14 protein-coding genes are annotated in these 17,969 nt (G+C 49.0%); 10 read left to right on the top strand and 4 right to left on the bottom strand.

The features are described 5' to 3' along the window. Positions 1-132: 132 nt before the first annotated feature. A complete protein-coding gene (locus tag CS562_RS19110; RefSeq protein ID WP_099857927.1) occupies positions 133-861 on the top strand; it encodes a class I SAM-dependent DNA methyltransferase in 729 nt (242 codons plus the stop codon). A gap of 115 nt (positions 862-976) precedes the next feature. On the opposite strand, the gene CS562_RS19115 is transcribed toward CS562_RS19110, so the two are convergent. Both CS562_RS19115 and CS562_RS19120 read right to left on the bottom strand, forming a co-directional pair. Further along, positions 977-1,756: an ABC transporter ATP-binding protein gene (locus tag CS562_RS19115; protein WP_099857928.1), complete on the bottom strand. Its 780-nt coding sequence runs from the start codon at positions 1,754-1,756 to the stop codon at positions 977-979. 85 nt (positions 1,757-1,841) lie between these two features. Then, positions 1,842-3,068 (bottom strand): MFS transporter, encoded by a 1,227-nt coding sequence (locus CS562_RS19120; protein WP_099857929.1) that lies wholly within the window; start codon positions 3,066-3,068, stop codon positions 1,842-1,844. A 117-nt stretch (positions 3,069-3,185) separates the two neighbouring features. Here CS562_RS19120 and CS562_RS19125 point away from each other — a divergent pair, with 117 nt between their 5' ends. The 9 genes from CS562_RS19125 to CS562_RS19165 all read left to right on the top strand — a co-directional run bounded on the left by CS562_RS19125 (position 3,186) and on the right by CS562_RS19165 (position 15,326). After that, positions 3,186-4,079, top strand: a complete 894-nt coding sequence (locus tag CS562_RS19125; protein WP_175381937.1) for a helix-turn-helix domain-containing protein — start codon at positions 3,186-3,188, stop codon at positions 4,077-4,079. A 470-nt stretch (positions 4,080-4,549) separates the two neighbouring features. Further along, positions 4,550-5,467: an ABC transporter permease gene (locus CS562_RS19130; protein ID WP_063565906.1), complete on the top strand. Its 918-nt coding sequence runs from the start codon at positions 4,550-4,552 to the stop codon at positions 5,465-5,467. A gap of 29 nt (positions 5,468-5,496) precedes the next feature. Then, positions 5,497-6,378: a carbohydrate ABC transporter permease gene (locus tag CS562_RS19135; RefSeq protein ID WP_063565907.1), complete on the top strand. Its 882-nt coding sequence runs from the start codon at positions 5,497-5,499 to the stop codon at positions 6,376-6,378. Positions 6,379-6,432: 54 nt separating this feature from the next. Beyond that, positions 6,433-8,028 carry an extracellular solute-binding protein gene (locus tag CS562_RS19140; RefSeq protein WP_099857931.1) on the top strand — a complete coding sequence of 532 codons (1,596 nt, stop codon included), beginning with the start codon at positions 6,433-6,435 and terminating at the stop codon, positions 8,026-8,028. Positions 8,029-8,060: 32 nt separating this feature from the next. Further along, positions 8,061-9,044 (top strand): LacI family DNA-binding transcriptional regulator, encoded by a 984-nt coding sequence (locus tag CS562_RS19145; protein ID WP_076287697.1) that lies wholly within the window; start codon positions 8,061-8,063, stop codon positions 9,042-9,044. Between the two features lie 44 nt (positions 9,045-9,088). Then, positions 9,089-10,201, top strand: coding sequence for a glycoside hydrolase family 88/105 protein (locus CS562_RS19150; protein ID WP_099857932.1), 1,113 nt, complete (start codon positions 9,089-9,091; stop codon positions 10,199-10,201). Further along, positions 10,198-11,274, top strand: coding sequence for a pectinesterase family protein (locus tag CS562_RS19155; RefSeq protein WP_099857933.1), 1,077 nt, complete (start codon positions 10,198-10,200; stop codon positions 11,272-11,274). The genes CS562_RS19150 and CS562_RS19155 overlap by 4 nt, the downstream gene beginning before the upstream one ends. A 380-nt stretch (positions 11,275-11,654) precedes the next feature. Further along, positions 11,655-13,226: a chitinase gene (locus CS562_RS33735; protein WP_099857934.1), complete on the top strand. Its 1,572-nt coding sequence runs from the start codon at positions 11,655-11,657 to the stop codon at positions 13,224-13,226. Next, positions 13,227-15,326: a glycosyl hydrolase family 18 protein gene (locus CS562_RS19165; RefSeq protein WP_099857935.1), complete on the top strand. Its 2,100-nt coding sequence runs from the start codon at positions 13,227-13,229 to the stop codon at positions 15,324-15,326. A 248-nt stretch (positions 15,327-15,574) separates the two neighbouring features. Here the strand turns inward: CS562_RS19165 and CS562_RS19170 are convergent, their stop codons facing one another. Together CS562_RS19170 and CS562_RS19175 are read right to left on the bottom strand one after the other, a co-directional pair. Further along, positions 15,575-16,420: an aldo/keto reductase gene (locus tag CS562_RS19170; RefSeq protein ID WP_099857936.1), complete on the bottom strand. Its 846-nt coding sequence runs from the start codon at positions 16,418-16,420 to the stop codon at positions 15,575-15,577. A gap of 200 nt (positions 16,421-16,620) precedes the next feature. Further along, complete coding sequence (locus CS562_RS19175; protein WP_099857937.1) at positions 16,621-17,820, bottom strand: MFS transporter; 1,200 nt, start codon at positions 17,818-17,820, stop codon at positions 16,621-16,623. Positions 17,821-17,969 lie beyond the last annotated feature (149 nt).

The following is a 17,969-nucleotide window of genomic DNA, read 5'->3' on the forward strand; positions in this document are numbered from 1 at the left end:
ATGCATAGGGCTGTCTGCTGGATTATTTCGGGCAACAGCCTTTTTGCTGTAGAAACCTATGCCGATATTCTGTATAATCTTCCAGGCTGAATATGAGAGCTGGCTTCATTCCAGTAACGGAGGGGTTGCGCAATGATCGAACGGGGATCGGATTTTTACGACGATGGGGCCAATTTCGAGAAGTATATGGAACGCCGGCAGTGGCAGGAGAATGCCAATGATACGTTGGAGAAGCCTGTAATGCTGGAGTTAGTCGGAGACGTTGGGGGCAAGAGCATATTGGATCTCGGCTGTGGTGATGCGAGGTTCGGAGCAGAACTGTTGGGTCCCGAGCACCGTGGTGGCAGTTATACAGGAATTGAAGGTTCATTGAATATGATTCAGGTTGCCCATGAATCGATAAAGGGTCAGAACGCCCAGATTGAGCAAGCGTATATGGAAGATTGGAGCTATCCCGCAGATACATATGATCTGGTCATATCCAGACTGGCGATTCATTATATTGAGGATGTGGACAGCCTATTCCGCAAGGTATACCACACGTTAAAAGAGAATGGCACATTCGTATTTTCGGTAGAACATCCTGTGATCACGTCGACGCTGCAGCCTTCGGGGGTCCGAACCAACTGGATTGTCGATCAGTATTTTGTGGAGGGATTTCGGGAGCAGCAATGGCTTGGAGGTACGGTGAAAAAAATGCATCGCTCCATCGAATCCTACTATATGGCATTACAGCAGGCAGGATTTCAAGTACAGCATCTGCGGGAATCGGCGCCTCAGCGTCAGCATTTTGTGAACGAGGAGACGTACCTGCGCAGACAGCGGATTCCGTTGTTTTTATTCCTCTCTGCCCGGAAATAGTACACAGAATACTGTGGATAATTCATAATATAGCCAAACAGCCCAAAAACCTGTCCACATGTGGATAAGATTTTGGGCTGCTTCGACTGTTCTGACTGTGAATAGATATAGAAAATTATTTATCCGATGCTCTGACATAGACACGTTCTCCATGCCGGTCCACATCCACAGGTGCTTCAAAAAAGTTACTCAGTACGTCTTTGTTCATCAACTCGCTGGTTAATCCGCTATTCACGATCTCGCCCCGTCGGAGCAGCAGGCTGTGACTGAACACAGGCAATATTTCCTCCGTATGATGAGTCACGTAGATGAGCGAAGGGGTATCCGGCTTCTGCGTCAGCTCACTGATACTTTCAAGTAGCCGCTCTCTGGAGAACAGATCGAGTCCATTACAGGGCTCGTCCAGGATGAGTACACGCGGGTTAGCCATCAGGGCTCGGGCAATGAGCAGCTTCTGCTTCTCCCCCTGAGAGCAGGTACGGTATTCACGATCCCACAGATGCTGACAGCCGAGTGTATGCATCAATTCTCGTGCCTGATCCAGGTCCTCGTCTGAAAGTTTATCGTACAGTCCGATGGTGGCGTGTTTGCCGCTGATCACGACATACTGGGTGCGGTCGGTGCCATACAATTTCTCCTGAAGGGAGGAGCTGACCCAGCCAATCGACTTTCGCAGCTCACGCAAATCTACATCCCCGTAACGGTGTCCGAGCACGGATATCGTACCTTCTGTGGGCCAGAGATATCCGGTGATCATGTTCAGGAGTGTGGTTTTACCGGAACCATTCAGGCCAAGCAATGCCCAATGTTCGCCTTCGTTTACATGCCAGCTGACATCGTGCAGCAGGGTGATTGGTCCCCTTTTCCAAGTAACATGCTGTACATCAATGATCATGGGTTATTCCTTCCTTCTAATTAGCCTCTGTCTCGATTATCCTGACCTTATTGTAGTCACAAAACGACTGACGTTTCAATGCATATTAGGCGTTTCTTGGCCGATCCCGGCGCAGGAATACAGCACACACCCCGAGCAGCGGCAAAAAAGAACATAGCTTGATGACGAATGAAATGCTGGTCACATCAATCAGGGAACCGAGCACAACCGAACCGAGTCCCGCCATGCCGAACGACAGGCCGAAGAACAATCCCGATACCGTCCCAATATGACGCGGCAGCAATTCCTGTGCGTAGACAATGATGACACTGAAGCCGGACATTAGAATCAGACCGATGATGCCGCATAATACCATGGATAGAGCAGGTCCCGCATAAGGCAGCAACAGTGAAAATGGTGCAGTACCCGCGATGGAGAACCAGATCATCGGTTTACGTCCATAACGGTCAGCCAGTGGGCCGCCGAGCAAGGTTCCAACCATACCCGCAAATTGCAGAACGAACAGGCAAATCTGTGCCTGCGAAAGAGGTAGGTTATACGCATCCGCGTAATAAAAGGCATAGTACCCGGTCATACCGGCAATATACACGAATTTGGAAAATAGCAGCAGGATGAGAATACCCATTGTAAAAGCGATAAATCCCCGACTTAAGGGCTGGGCAGTAGGCTGCACAATGCCATTTGCCTGTACAGACTGTTGCTGACGGCTGCGATTATCCGCCAATTTGTCTCTATACCAACGGCTAACGGAAGACTGGATAACGATCCCGATTAGGGCAAAAGCCATTAGCCACAGAAAACTAAGCTGTCCATGCGGGAGCAGGATAAAGGCAACCAGCAACGGGGCGAGAGCCTGACCTGTATTGCCACCGACCTGGAAGATGGACTGTGCCATTCCACGTCCTCGACCTGCCGCCAGATGGGCGACGCGTGAGGATTCAGGATGCAGGATGGATGAGCCTATCCCAATCAATGCTGCGGAGACAAGCAGCATCCATAACTCAGAAGACAAGGCAAAGCCGAGAACACCGATCAGGGAGAACAACATGCCTGCGGGCAGTAGGATTGGCATGGGCTTGCGATCAGACATATAACCGACCAGCGGCTGTAGAACCGATGCGGTAATATTCAATGTGAAGGCAATCCAGCCCATCTGGGCGAAACTGAGCTGCATGGTCTGCTGGAACAGCGGAAAAGCAGACGGAACAACGGTCTGCATCGCATCATTCAGCAGATGGGCGAAGCTGACTCCGGCAAGCGCCCAATTGGCGGAGTGATTGATTTGCATTTTGCTTACAGCGGCTTGTGCCACGGGAGATCACCTCGAATTATTTTTTACCATGATAAAAGATACGGACAGATATTGTCTTTGTGAAAAGTGCTTGGAAAGTGAGCACGATTTGCTATAATGTCAGCAGGTGAGGAAACGATGGAATTAAATATGATGCTGAATGGATTGGAATTGTGGAAGGCCTCTGGCGGATTCGCCAATGAACCCCATGTGCATGATGATTGGTATCAGGTTACGTTGCCTGTAAGAGGACAATGTCATCTGGTGCAGGAACAACATGCTTATCCACTACAAGCAGGACTAGGGATTATTGCACATCCCCGGATGGAGCACTTTTTCGAGATTGGTTCGGATTCCGCGGTTATCGTTATCAAGTTTCGTAATCCGCCAGTTGGCGGCTTGGAGGATTCAGGGGGGCAAGGGGTGCAGACCGAATTTCGGACTACGCAAACCTTCGATCCTGCTGAAATTAGCAGACTGTTTCGAGGCTGGAATGCCATTTTGCTGGACGATGCGCCTGAACCATTGCGGATACAGGAAGCAGAGCTTGCAGTAGAGACATATCTTAGACGGATGCTGACTGGTCAACCGGATGGGAGTAACCTGACGCTGGCAACCGCAGGAATAGGTGTGGCGGGGAGCGTGGGGACCGGTCTGGTTTATGGGCAGCTTCAGAATCTGTATCAGCAAACAAGCAGCCACGGCAGCGCGTTCATCGACCCCCATCTGCGGCGCGTGCTGGAGTATATACACAGTGACTATACAAGTCCAATGGACGTTGAATCGATGGCGGCGGTTGCGCACCAGAGCAGATATCATTTTATGCGTTCCTTCAAGGCACTGACAGGTTCAACGCCGTATCAGTACGTGTTGAATTTGCGTGTGGAGGAAGCCACCCGACGACTGCGCCATACAACAGATTCTGTGACCACCATCAGCTTTGGGCTGGGGTTCTCCAATGTCAGTCAGTTCTACAGGGCGTTTCAGCGCGTGACGGGTGTAACACCGATGGAGTATCGAAACCAGATGTAGAAGCCGAAGAGGTTGAAACCAAGGGTGAACGTTTCAAAAATAAAACAATCCTGCGCTGCGCCAGAAAGCTGGCTTAGGCAGGACAAGAACCGGGCAGAACGAAATACGTTCATTGCCCTTTTTTCGCGCATTTTTTGCCCGCTAACATGTCTCCCAGATCGGCAACAGCATGTAGACCTCTTCGCAAGCAAACACTGATTTTTGTTGTTGCCAAACCAGTTGGTCTTTGCTAAGATGGGAAAAATAGTTTTTGTAAGCGTATACATTTGGTGTAAAATTACAACGTTGTAATTTTGGTATTGTGTTTATATCTACGTATTCAAGCGTTTGTTATTTGTTGTAATATTCTATTTGGAAAGGGGTTTTATGAATTATTTGTTTAAGGGAATGAACTGAATTGTGCATGAAGTGGTATGTTTATGCCCAAAAATTCAAACGTTGTAATTTTAATGCGAAGGGGAGTCTAAAAGGTGAAGAATCGCATGTCCACGCTGTTCAGCCTGATCAAACGGGATAAGTATTTGCTGCTGATGTTCTCACCCATTTTTCTGTATTACGTCATCTTCATGTATGTTCCCATGCCGGGTATGCTGCTGGCCTTCCGCAATTTCATGCCTGGGCAGGGAATGTTCAGCGGGGAATGGGTGGGCCTAAGGTGGTTTGATCAGTTTGTGAATTCCATCTACTTCTGGAGGCTGCTGCGCAATACGTTTTTGCTCGCCTTCCTGCCGCTCCTGTTTGGCTTCTCCATCCCCATTCTGTTCGCCGTCTGTATTGTAGAAATCAAGAATCAGACGTTCAAGCGGTTCGCCCAGACCGTCACCTACCTTCCGCATTTCATCTCGACCGTCGTTGTCGCGGGCATGATTATTAACTTCCTGTCACCCACGGACGGGATCGTGAACACCCTGATTGCCAAGCTCGGTATGGAGAAAGTGAACTTCATGATGGATGCCGGATGGTTCCGAACGATATTCACCAGCTCCGATATCTGGCAGAGCTTTGGCTTCAGCTCCATCATCTACATTGCGGCCATTATGGGCATTGACCCCGAAATGTACGATTCCGGCAAAATTGACGGCGTCAACAAATTCCAAGAGCTATGGCACCTGACACTTCCCAGCATCAAGCCAACGATTGTCATCCTGCTGCTCCTGTCGCTTGGCGGCATTATGAGTGTAGGCTTCGAGAAAGTATATCTGCTCTATAACGGCGCTACCTATGAGACTGCAGACGTGTTATCTACCTACGTGTACCGGATGGGGATTGAAGGACAGAACTACGGATTTGCGACAGCCGTCGGCCTGTTCAACTCTATTATCACCTTTGTGCTTGTGTTCGCGGCTAATACGATGACCCGGCGTCTGACCAAGATGTCACTCTGGTAAGACCACATCCCGACCCAAAGGAGACCTGTATGCAAAAATCAAGAAGTGACCGGTTATTCTATGGATTTGTCTACCTGCTGACCATATTGGCAGTCGTCGTTACGCTGTATCCTTTTCTGTACGTGATCAGCATTTCATTCAGCTCAGTTGATGCGATCGACAAACAAAAGGTTGCGTTGTGGCCGGTAGGATTCACTTTGTCCGGGTACAAAATGGTGCTCCAATACCGGGAGTTGTGGGTGTCCTTCTATAACACCCTGTGGTACACCGTTATAGGTACTCTCCTGAATATTGTTGCTACGTGCCTCGCAGCATTTCCGTTATCCAGGCAGCAATTTTTCCTGCGCAGAAAGCTAAACTTTTTCATTGCCTTCACCATGTATTTCTCGGGTGGACTCATCCCGGTTTACATGCTGATTACGTCATTGGGGCTATATAACACCCGCTGGGTAATGGTGCTCCCTGTGCTGGTCATTACGTTTAATGTCATGATCTGCCGCTCAGCCTTTGAGGGAATTCCGAATGAAATCTTCGAAAGTGCAAGCATAGACGGGGCCAATGAACTGACGATGCTGTATCGTCTGGCGATACCCATTATCAAGCCAACGCTTGCCGTGCTGACGTTATATTACGCCGTATTCCACTGGAACAACTTCTTCTCAGCCCTGTTATATCTGGGCAAACAGGATATGCAGCCTTTGCAAATGTTCCTGCGCAGGGTGCTGATCATGGCATCACCGGAGGTCATGCAAAAAATGGGCGGCACAATGACCACGGGCGCGCTCGCGGTGTCCACACTTCAGGTTCGGTATGTGTCGATTGTGGTCAGCATTCTGCCAATCGTTACGATCTACCCTTTTATCCAGCGGTACTTCGTCAAAGGGATTACCCTCGGAGCCGTGAAAGGATAGCCTTATCGTCACCATGCATTACCCAAGGTTGTTCATAATAAGGAGGAATAACGGATGATAATCAGAGGGGCCGGAATAAAAAGTGTTCTCGCGGTGATTCTTGCTATCAGTCTCGCCGGATGCAGCAGTAGTACAGGAGCAGGGGGAGATAAGGGCAGTGCTTCACCAAGCTCGGAGCCAGCGTTCAACTACACAGGGGCAGGTCCGGTAACGGACCAGAAAGATGCCAAGCTGTCGATTCTCGGGACCAACGCATGGACGACCAATGTGGATCTCTCAACTGCGGGAATTGTGAAGAAAATTGAGAGTAATGCCGGGGTAACAGTCGATTGGGATCTCATTCCGCCGCAGAATTATGCAGATGCAGTGAATCCAAGGCTTGCGGCAGGAACAGGATTGCCAGATATCGTCTATCTGCCGGATCAGGATCAGCTCATGAAATACATTAACAGTGGTCTGTTTATTCCGCTGAATGACCTGGTGGAGAAGTATGGTGTGAATCTCAAAAAAATATACGACAAATCCCCCTCCGTCAAAGCCAGTTTAACGACGCCTGATGGTAAAATGTATTATGTTCCGCAGCAAACGCTTACGAAAAACTACATGCCCTTGTTTATGGTGAATGAACGCTGGCTGAAGAAGCTGGGATTGAACGAACCTGCGACACTGGATGAGTTCACAGCGATGCTGCGCAAATTCAAGACAGACGACCCGAACGGTAACGGCAAGGCGGATGAAATACCGTTGTCCATGGAATCCAAGTTTGTGCCGATGGCATTTGGTCCTGCTTTTGGTCTTGATCTGTCCAATCAGTTCTATGCGGATGACCAGGGTAAGGTACATTTCAGCTATTATGAGCCTGCCTACAAGGAATATCTCACATACCTGAACGGGCTGTACAAAGAAGGACTGCTCGGGGTGGACTATGCCAGTACCACAAGTGATCAGGTGACCTCTCGCATCTCGCAGGATGTAACCGGAGCCACGTTTAATTTTAGCTGGTACATGTCGATGGTCTACAGTCCGTTGTTCAAAGATTACGATCCGGTGGAGCCCATCTTTAAAGGCATTCTGCCACTGAAAGGACCGCATGGAGACCAGTTTTATATTGGACGTACGCCTGTGAGTGGAATTTTTGGAATCTCCAAAGATAGCAAAAATCCGGAGCTCGCCTTCCGTTTCCTGGATTATGCGGTTAGTGAAGAAGCGCAGACGTATTATACGTGGGGAATCAAGGACGATACGTACACCGAAGAGAATGGCGTGAAGACATTCACGGACAAAGGCAAAGATAATGACTATATCCAGAAACTCGGCATTGGTCCCGTGAATCTACCGAACATTCAGTCTACCGATTCGGCGGATTCCGTTGTGGCCGAATGGCATGCCAAGCTCGACAAGGAATTGGAGCCTTACATCCACGAACCGTTCCCATTTGTATATGCTTTGCCAGATGAGGCGAGTGTAGAGAGCATGTCCATGCCGGATATTACGACATATGTGGAAGAGATGAACTTCAAATTTATAAGCGGAGATGCTAGTCTGGATCAGTTTGACAGTTATATTGAGACTTTGAAAAAAATGAACATTGAGCAGGTTATTGCCGGCAGACAGGCGCAATATGACCGGTATAAGGCTGCACAGCAATAAGCTTCCCAAGGGTTGAGAGGTGTTGATTGATTTTGATAACCATTAAGGACATTGCCAAACTGGCGGGAGTGAGCTACAGCACGGTATCCAAAGCGCTAAACGGTGATCCCCGCATCAAACCGGCGACGCGGCAGAAGGTGCTCGCGGTTGCGGAGAAGCATCAATATCGAAAAAACATTATGGCACAGCAGCTTTCCACCGGCAGAAGTAACATTATCGGCTTTGTTCTTGATGAACTGAGCAATCCGCTGTTCTCGAATATTTCGGGCAATCTGCACGCGGAGCTGAAGAAGCGGGGATACCAGATGATTTTGGTCGTCGCGGATGATGGGCTGGATGTCTTCAGCCAGCTTCGCGTGGATGGATGTATCCTGTGGGATTATGCTCTGGACAATCGGGATGCCTTCTGGAAAAAGTTCGCGACACTCAACATGCCATGTTTTGTGCTTGGTACAGATGAAGCCCCGAATTCCCCTTACATCAAGATTGACCGGAAAGAGGGCATATACAAAGCAGTTGAGCATCTGAAATCACTGGGCCATAGCCGAATTGGTTTTATTGGAAACTCCCAAAATATCAAGCTTGAAGGGTATCGGGAAGCGTTGCAGCGCACAGGCCTTAATTTTGATCAACGCCATGTGCTGCCTGCACATTCCTCTTGGGAGGACGGGTATTTTGCCATTCGGAATTATACGTTTGAACCTGATTCACCAACGGCATTTATTGGCTTGAACAACCTGGTAACTCGAGGTGCATTGCGGGCTTTGCTGGAAGCTGGCTACAATGTGCCAAATGATATCTCGTTAATCGGTTATGATGATCTGCCGGATATGCAGTATGCCGAGGTGGCGCTAACAACTATTGGTCCACCACTGGATGAACTGGCAGCACAGGCAGCAGAATTGATCGTATCGTTGATCCGTGATGAGCAGGTGGACTATCCGGTGATTATCCAACCGAAGCTGAATCATCGCAACTCGACGGCGATTTGTCGGCAGCAGGTGTCTGAGTATTAATGATAGGCTGAGTACAACATTCAAGGTCCAGGGAGGGTTCTTTTATGCAGGTACAGACGCAGTTATCTTGGTCGGAGCGAATAGCGGAGATGATTTACCGGCAATGCGATGGAGAGGGCTATCATGTGTTTCTTTCGGAACGTTGGGCATATGTTCAGGGGATGACGTTAATGGCGATGTCACGCACTGGCAAGCAATACGGCAAGGACGAGTATGTTTCTTTTATGAAAAGACATATGGATCTGTATGTTCATGAGGATGGTTCCATCGGAACGTATTCCCTGGAAGAGTACAACCTGGATCAGATCAATCAGGGCAAGAACCTGTTCGAACTGCTGGATACCACAGGGGATCAGCGGTACGCTGAAGCTGCGCATCTGCTCGCCGCCCAGCTCGCAGGACAGCCCCGAACGTCGGAGGGCGGATTCTGGCACAAAAAAATCTATCCGTTCCAGATGTGGCTGGATGGATTGTATATGTCGTCGCCTTTTCTGGCGCAATATGCCAAGATATTTGACCGGCCTGATCTGTGGGATGAAGTGGCTCATCAGATTTTGCTAATCGAAAGCAAGACGCGTGATCCGCGCACGGGTCTGCTCTATCATGGCTGGGATGAATCGAAGGAGCAGATCTGGGCCGACTCCGTAACCGGATGCTCCGCACACTTCTGGAGCCGGGCGATGGGCTGGTATGCGATGGCGATCGTGGATAGTCTGGAGCACTTTCCGATTCATCATCCGAAACGGGGCACAATCATTGGCATCTTCGAGCGCATGTGTAATGCATTGGTACGTGTACAGGAGCAGGAGAGCGGACTCTGGTTCCAGGTGCTGGATCAGGGATTCCGCAAGGGCAATTATCTGGAAGCTTCCGGTTCAAGCATGTTTGTGTATGCTATGGCGAAGGGCGTTCGCTTGCGTTACCTTGAGCCGCATTTCAGGCAGGCCGCAGAGAAGGGATGGCATGGACTGACGTCCCGTTTGATGGAAGAAACGGAGGAAGGCGTGAAGCTGAACGCGATCTGTCACGGGGCAGGGCTCAGTCTGGATCGGGATGGTTCATACAGTTATTATGTCGGCGAGCAGATTGTGAGTGACTCGTTCATGGGCATGGCGCCACTCCTGCTGGCCGCGCTGGAAATGGAGCGATTGCCATGAACAAACCTCTGTCACATGGATCAGATGTGGACCTGTACAGGAATGGTTACCTGGTTGCTGCGGACGGAAGCGGCGATTTTCCCACTATTCAGGCTGCCATTGATGCGATTCCGGCAGAATGCACTGAAAAGTATACGATTCGCATAAAGCCAGGCACCTATATTGAGAAACTGCATATCGAGAAGCCGATGGTCCACCTCGTTGGTGCGGGAGCCGATCAGACTATCATCACGTATGATGATTATGCGCTCAAGAAGTTCCCGAACGGGGAGTTGTATCATACCTTTCATTCGTACACGGCCTTTATTGGTGCAGATGATTTCACCGCTGAAGGACTTTCCTTCATCAACTCGGCTGGGCCTGGTCGTGAGGTGGGTCAGGCGTTGGCTGTATATGTGGATGGGGATCGGGTAGCCTTCCGGCATTGCCGATTTATAGGTCACCAGGACACGATCTTTACCGGACCATTGCCCGAGCAGCCGATTGACCGGAGTTTCTTCGGGGGGCCGCGTGACGGGGCAGAGCGGCGGAAGCTGCGCCAATATTATGAAGATTGTTACATTGAGGGAGATATCGATTTTATTTTTGGCTCGGCTACGGCAGTGTTCCAGGGCTGTGAAATCTTTGCGAAGAATCGGTTGAGCGATGCTGCTGCAGAGGGAGAAGTGAATGGTTGGATCACGGCTGCTTCCACACCAGAGGGCGCACGATATGGCTATGTGTTTATCGATTGTGACCTGACCAGCAACGCCCCCGTTCAGTCCGTATATCTAGGTAGACCGTGGCGTAATCATGCCAAAGTCTGCTTCCTGAACTGCTGGATGGGGGCACATGTGAAGCAGGAGGGCTGGCATAACTGGAACAAGACCGATGCGGAAGCAACAGTTGTGTACGTTGAATATCATAGTGCCGGACCTGGTGCAGGAAGTGTGATGGGGAGAGTTCCGTGGGCGAAAATACTCAGTGATCAGGAAGCGGCCGAATATACTGTGCCTGTTATTTTATCCGGTGAGGATGGGTGGCAACCTTTCGAAGGTATGTTGTCATTTGAACTATCCTCCTCGAAGTTATAACAAACTTAGGAATACATCTGTTAATTTATAAAATGAAAATAAAAAAAAGGCTGTCTATCAAGTCTCTTAATGACCTGATAGACGGCCTTTTTGCGCGGTATATTACATTTTTCGCCCCCCATAGAAATAATTTATCCCTTATCTCAATTGCATTTTACTGATTAAATACAGGGTGAGGATCTGTAAATTCCCTGTAAATTTGGATGATGTCTGCAAAAAAAGAAAACGAGAGGGAAGGTCCATTTTGATAAAGAAAGGGAGTGAAACGATACTCATCGTCAGACGGCTTTATAAGCTCTAAGATTACGGATCACATGTAAGTGCACCAGTGAAGCTTTGTTTGCAAGGTGAAAATAATCTGAATACAGGAGGGATTTTGCTTGAATCAAGCTGTTCGATTCCGCCCGGTCATTACATTCGCTTTGGCATTTCTTCTGATTATTACGTGGTTTGCACCAAGAGCAGACGCCGCTGCCCAGTGGCAGGCAGGCACCGCATACAAACAAGGAGATCTAGTAACCTATTTAAATAAAGATTATGAATGTATTCAGCCCCATACGGCTTTGACCGGATGGGAGCCCTCAAATGTTCCTGCATTGTGGAAATACGTGGGGGAAGGTACGGGAGGAGGAACTCCAACTCCAGATACGACACCACCTTCCGTTCCTGCAGGTTTAACCTCATCCTTCGTCACGGAGACATCGGTCAATCTTACCTGGAACGCATCCACGGACAATGTAGGTGTAACCGGATATGAAGTGTACCGGAACGGTACTCTCGCGGCGAACACTTCAACGACTACGGCTGTAGTAACAGGACTGACAGCCGGCACCACATATGTTTTTACAGTCAAAGCAAAAGATGCGGCAGGCAATCTGTCCGCAGCAAGCACCTCTCTCAGCGTTACCACTTCCACCGGATCTTCGAATCCTGGGCCTAGCGGCAGCAAATGGCTGATCGGCTACTGGCACAACTTCGATAATGGCTCTACCAACATTAAACTGCGCAACGTGTCAACAGCCTATGACGTTATTAATGTCTCCTTTGCCGAGCCGATTTCACCCGGCAGCGGAACGCTCGCTTTTACTCCGTATAACGCTACGGTAGAAGAGTTCAAGTCGGACATTGCGTACCTTCAAAGTCAAGGGAAGAAGGTACTGATATCTATGGGAGGAGCCAATGGCACAATTGAGCTCACAGATGCGACCAAGAGACAACAGTTCGAGGATTCCCTAAAATCCATTATTTCGACTTACGGATTCAATGGTCTCGACATCGATCTTGAAGGAAGCTCCCTGTCTTTAAATGCGGGCGATACCGACTTTCGCAGTCCAACGACTCCGAAGATCGTTAACCTGATTAACGGCGTGAAAGCGCTTAAATCACACTTTGGTGCCAATTTCGTCCTGACCGCTGCACCGGAAACGGCCTACGTACAGGGCGGATATCTGAACTATGGTGGTCCTTGGGGGGCGTATCTTCCAGTGATTCATGCCTTGCGCAATGACCTGACCCTGCTTCATGTGCAGCACTATAACACCGGTTCGATGGTGGGGCTGGATGGACGTTCTTACGCTCAAGGGACAGCCGATTTCCATGTCGCCATGGCCGAAATGCTGCTTCAAGGGTTTAACGTAGGTGGAAGCTCGGGTCCATTCTTTAGCCCTCTGCGTCCGGACCAGATCGCCATTGGCGTACCAGCTTCCCAGCAGGCGGCTGGAGGCGGCTATACGGCGCCAGCTGAGCTGCAAAAGGCATTGAATTATCTGATCAAAGGAGTATCATACGGCGGTTCCTATACCTTGCGCCAGCCGGCGGGCTATGCCGGTCTCAAAGGCATTATGACCTGGTCAATCAACTGGGACGCGTATACGAATAACCAGTTCTCGAACGCACATCGTCCATTCCTGAATGGATTTAGCACGCAAAAGACAGAGGAGGTTGTGTATTAAATGATAAATTTAAATAAACACACTGCTTTTAAGAAGACTGCAAAGTTTTTCCTTGGTCTGTCCCTGCTCTTATCCGTCATCGTACCTTCCTTTACGCTCCAACCTGCTACGGCCGAAGCAGCAGATTCTTATAAAATTGTTGGTTACTATCCGTCCTGGGCTGCGTACGGGAGAAACTATAATGTAGCTGACATCGATCCGACCAAAGTGACACATATCAACTATGCATTTGCTGATATTTGCTGGAACGGCATTCATGGAAATCCGGACCCTTCGGGACCCAATCCTGTAACCTGGACCTGTCAGAATGAAAAAAGCCAAACGATCAATGTACCGAACGGAACAATCGTGCTCGGCGATCCATGGATCGATACGGGTAAGACATTTGCAGGGGATACTTGGGATCAGCCTATTGCGGGTAATATCAATCAGCTTAACAAGTTGAAACAAACCAATCCTAATCTGAAGACTATTATCTCCGTTGGAGGATGGACGTGGTCCAACCGTTTCTCTGATGTAGCCGCGACTGCTGCAACCCGAGAGGTCTTTGCTAACTCTGCCGTAGACTTCCTACGGAAGTACAATTTTGATGGGGTAGATCTGGACTGGGAGTACCCGGTATCAGGCGGACTCGATGGTAACAGCAAACGTCCTGAAGATAAGCAAAACTACACATTGCTCTTGAGCAAAATCCGTGAAAAGCTGGATGCGGCGGGAGCTGTGGACGGCAAGAAGTATCTGCTTACGATTGCAAGCGGTGCGTCTGCAACCTATGCTGCCAATACGGAGCTTGCAAAAATTGCTGCCATCGTCGACTGGATTAACATTATGACATACGATTTTAACGGCGCTTGGCAAAAAATCAGCGCACATAATGCGCCATTGAATTATGATCCTGCGGCTTCAGCTGCTGGTGTGCCAGATGCCAATGCATTTAATGTGGCAGCCGGAGCACAAGGGCATCTGGATGCAGGCGTACCGGCCGCTAAACTCGTGCTTGGTGTTCCATTCTACGGTCGTGGCTGGGATGGGTGCGCACAAGCAGGCAACGGCCAGTATCAGACGTGTACGGGTGGTTCTTCCGTTGGAACATGGGAAGCAGGCTCCTTTGACTTCTATGATCTGGAAGCCAATTACATCAACAAAAACGGGTATACACGTTACTGGAATGACACGGCCAAAGTGCCATATCTCTATAATGCGTCCAACAAGCGCTTTATCAGTTATGACGATGCGGAGTCCATTGGATATAAAACGGCTTATATCAAGAGCAAAGGACTCGGCGGAGCGATGTTCTGGGAGCTCAGCGGTGACCGTAACAAAACACTTCAAAACAAACTGAAAGCCGATCTGCCTACCGGAGGCACAGTGCCTCCAGTAGATACGACAGCACCAAGCGTACCCGGGAATGCCCGTTCGACAGGCGTGACAGCAAACTCGGTGACGCTGGCCTGGAATGCTTCAACGGATAATGTAGGCGTTACCGGTTATAACGTCTATAATGGCGCTAATCTTGCGACATCCGTCACCGGAACGACAGCAACAATTAGTGGACTTACAGCGGGTACCTCATATACCTTCACGGTAAAAGCAAAAGATGCGGCAGGTAATCTGTCTGCAGCCAGTAATGCTGTAACCGTAAGCACAACGGCTCAGCCGGGAGGCGATACGCAAGCACCAACTGCACCAACGAACCTTGTGTCCACCGCGCAAACGACATCCAGCATAACGCTGAGCTGGTCGGCATCCACTGACAATGTGGGTGTAACGGGTTATGACGTGTACAACGGAACGACACTGGCAACAACGGTAACCGGTACGACCGCAACGATTAGCGGGCTTGCGGCGGATACCTCGTATACATTTACAGTAAAAGCAAAGGATGCGGCAGGCAACGTATCTGCAGCGAGCAACGCGGTAAGTGTGAAGACAGCCGCCGAAACGACGAATCCTGGTGTATCCGCATGGCAGGTCAACACAGCTTATACTGCGGGACAATTGGTCACATATAACGGCAAGACGTATAAATGTTTGCAGCCCCACACCTCCTTGGCGGGGTGGGAACCATCCAACGTTCCTGCCTTGTGGCAGCTTCAATAGTTAAAAATTGAAATACAACATTTTTAATTGAAGCGTGCAGTGTTGGCGAGCTTAGTTAATGGAAAGAGAATATGACACATGGATTTTTTCTCGGCGCTAAACAGAAATTGATAAGAAAAGGGAAGACCAAAAACCACCGGATCTTGATCCGGTGGTTTTTGGCTATGGTATGTCAAAGCAGGCTCCAACATGGATTTGCCCTACTTATTTTATCTGGAATTTTATACTGACATAATTAGAATCTTCAATTAGAAATCAAAGTTGTCCGGGTCAGGTCCAACGCGAACATCTTCGTTCAGAGCGCTAATACGCTCCATCTCATCATTGGACAATTCAAAGTCGAAGATGGAAGAGTTCTCAACGATACGTTTTTCCTTGGTAGACTTCGGAATAGTAATAACACCGTTCTGCAAGTCCCAGCGCAGGATGATTTGTGCTACCGATTTACCTTTCGCAGTGGCAATCTCGGTCAGGACCGGGTTGTCCAGAAGTTGACCCTGCATCAGCGGGGACCAAGCTTCCAATTGAATTCCGTTTTTCTCACAGAACGCTTTGAGCGGAGCTTGAGTCAGACGAGGGTGGTACTCCACCTGATTAATGGCTGGCTTCACTTCAGCATCCTGCAACAGATCTTCAAGGTGATGAATCTGGAAGTTACTGACGCCAATGGCTTTAATGCGGCCTGCTTTGTACAGCTGCTCCATCGCTTTCCATGCGCCTTTATATTTGCCTTCTTTTGGCCAGTGAATCAGATACAGGTCCAGATATTCCAGTCCCAGTTTGTTCAGCGTGACATCAAAAGCAGAAAGAGTTTCCTCATATCCGAGGTCTGCATTCCACACTTTAGACGTAACGAACAGTTCTTCACGTTTCAGATTATTCTCTTTCAATGCCTCAGCAATGGCTTGTCCTACACCGGATTCATTGCCATAGATAGCGGCTGTATCAATGCTGCGGTAACCGTGAGCAATCGCTTGTTTAACAGCCTCGATTAATTCAGATCCTTCTTCTACCTGAAAAACACCAAGTCCGAACCAAGGCATATGAACGCCGTTATTTAAAGCTACTGTAGATTGTAAATGTTGTGCTGTCATGTGAAGTCCTCCTCATATTATGAATCAAAATGGTAGTAACGATGTAAACGATAAATCCTAGTATCCTTCATTAAGTCATAGTAGATTAAATTCGAATTAACGTATTATACTAGATTAAAATAAAAGGCGAAACCGGTTCCGAGTTGTAGCTTCAACACTGGAAAGATACGTGTTTACGCTGATCTCTGACTGAACCTGTCTTACGTCTCTGATGGGGAATAGGGATCTTTACGATCAAGCGCTCTTGCCCAACCAGTTAGAAGAACAGCAGCCAGAACCATAATTGCACCAACCCATGTGGTATGAATCAGACCGATGGAATCTGTGATTACACCACCCAAATATGCACCAATTGCGATACCTGCGTTAAAGGCTGCGATGTTGAAGGCAGAGGCGACGTCTTTGGCTTGTGGAGCATAACGTTCTGCGAGCGTCACGACGTACATCTGAAGCCCTGGCACATTCATGAAGGCAAGCAGACCCATGCCGAGTATGGTGATTAACGCTGCCAGCTTAAATGGAACTGTGAAATACAGTATGCCCAAAATGACGGTCTGAATGATAAACATATAGAAGAGTGCTCGGAGTGGATTGCGGTTGGCGGCTTTCCCTCCAATAATATTGCCGATAGCAATGGCGATCCCGTACAGCAGCAGAATTCCCGCGACCGTTTTCTCGGAATACCCGCTGATATCATGCAATAGTGGGGACAGGTAAGTGAATACCACAAACGTTCCCCCATATCCCACGGCTGTAATGGCAAAAGCCAGCAGCAACCGTCCGCCTGTCACCAGCTTCAGTTGTTCGCGGAATGCAGTTCGCGTTCCACGTTGCAACGTGGATGGCACGAGAAGCATGTTGCCGATGAAGGCCACAACACCTACGACAACGATAAGAATGAAAGCTGCGCGCCAGCCCCAGTTTTGACCGATGAGTGTACCCAGGGGTACGCCAGTTACTGTAGCAATGGTCAAACCAGAGAACATGATGGCAATAGCGCTCGCCCGGCGGTTTGCAGGAACCAGGTCTGCCGCAATGGTGGAACCAATGGACATGAATACTCCGTGTGCCAGAGCGGAGACAATTCGCGCAATGAGCAGCATGGTAATTCCACTCGAGAGCGCCGCCATGGAGTTACCAGCGATAAAAACAACCATAATGGCAAGCAGCAGCGTCTTGCGTGACACCGTTGACGTCAATGAGGTCAGAATCGGTGCCCCGAAGGTTACGCCTAATGCATATAAAGTAACGGTCAGTCCCGCTGTCGTTACGGAAATGCCCAGGTCATCTGCAATAAGGGGCAGCAGACCAACGCTGATAAATTCAGTGGTGCCGATGGCAAACGCACTGATTGCCAGCGCCAGCAGTGCCCAGGTACTGCGTTTTGAATCTTGTAGCATGTTTTGTTCAACTCCCCAGAATGTAGATTTACGTACCGGCAAATGCTATTATGAGTTATTCGACATAAAATGAATAGTACGTACTTTTTAGTACCCTACGTACTTTTTAGTGCCTATATAGCAATTGCTTTTATGAATAACAATTCCAG

Source organism: Paenibacillus sp. LK1 (genome assembly GCF_002750415.1).
In the GTDB taxonomy this organism is placed as follows: Bacteria; Bacillota; Bacilli; order Paenibacillales; family Paenibacillaceae; genus Paenibacillus; species Paenibacillus taichungensis.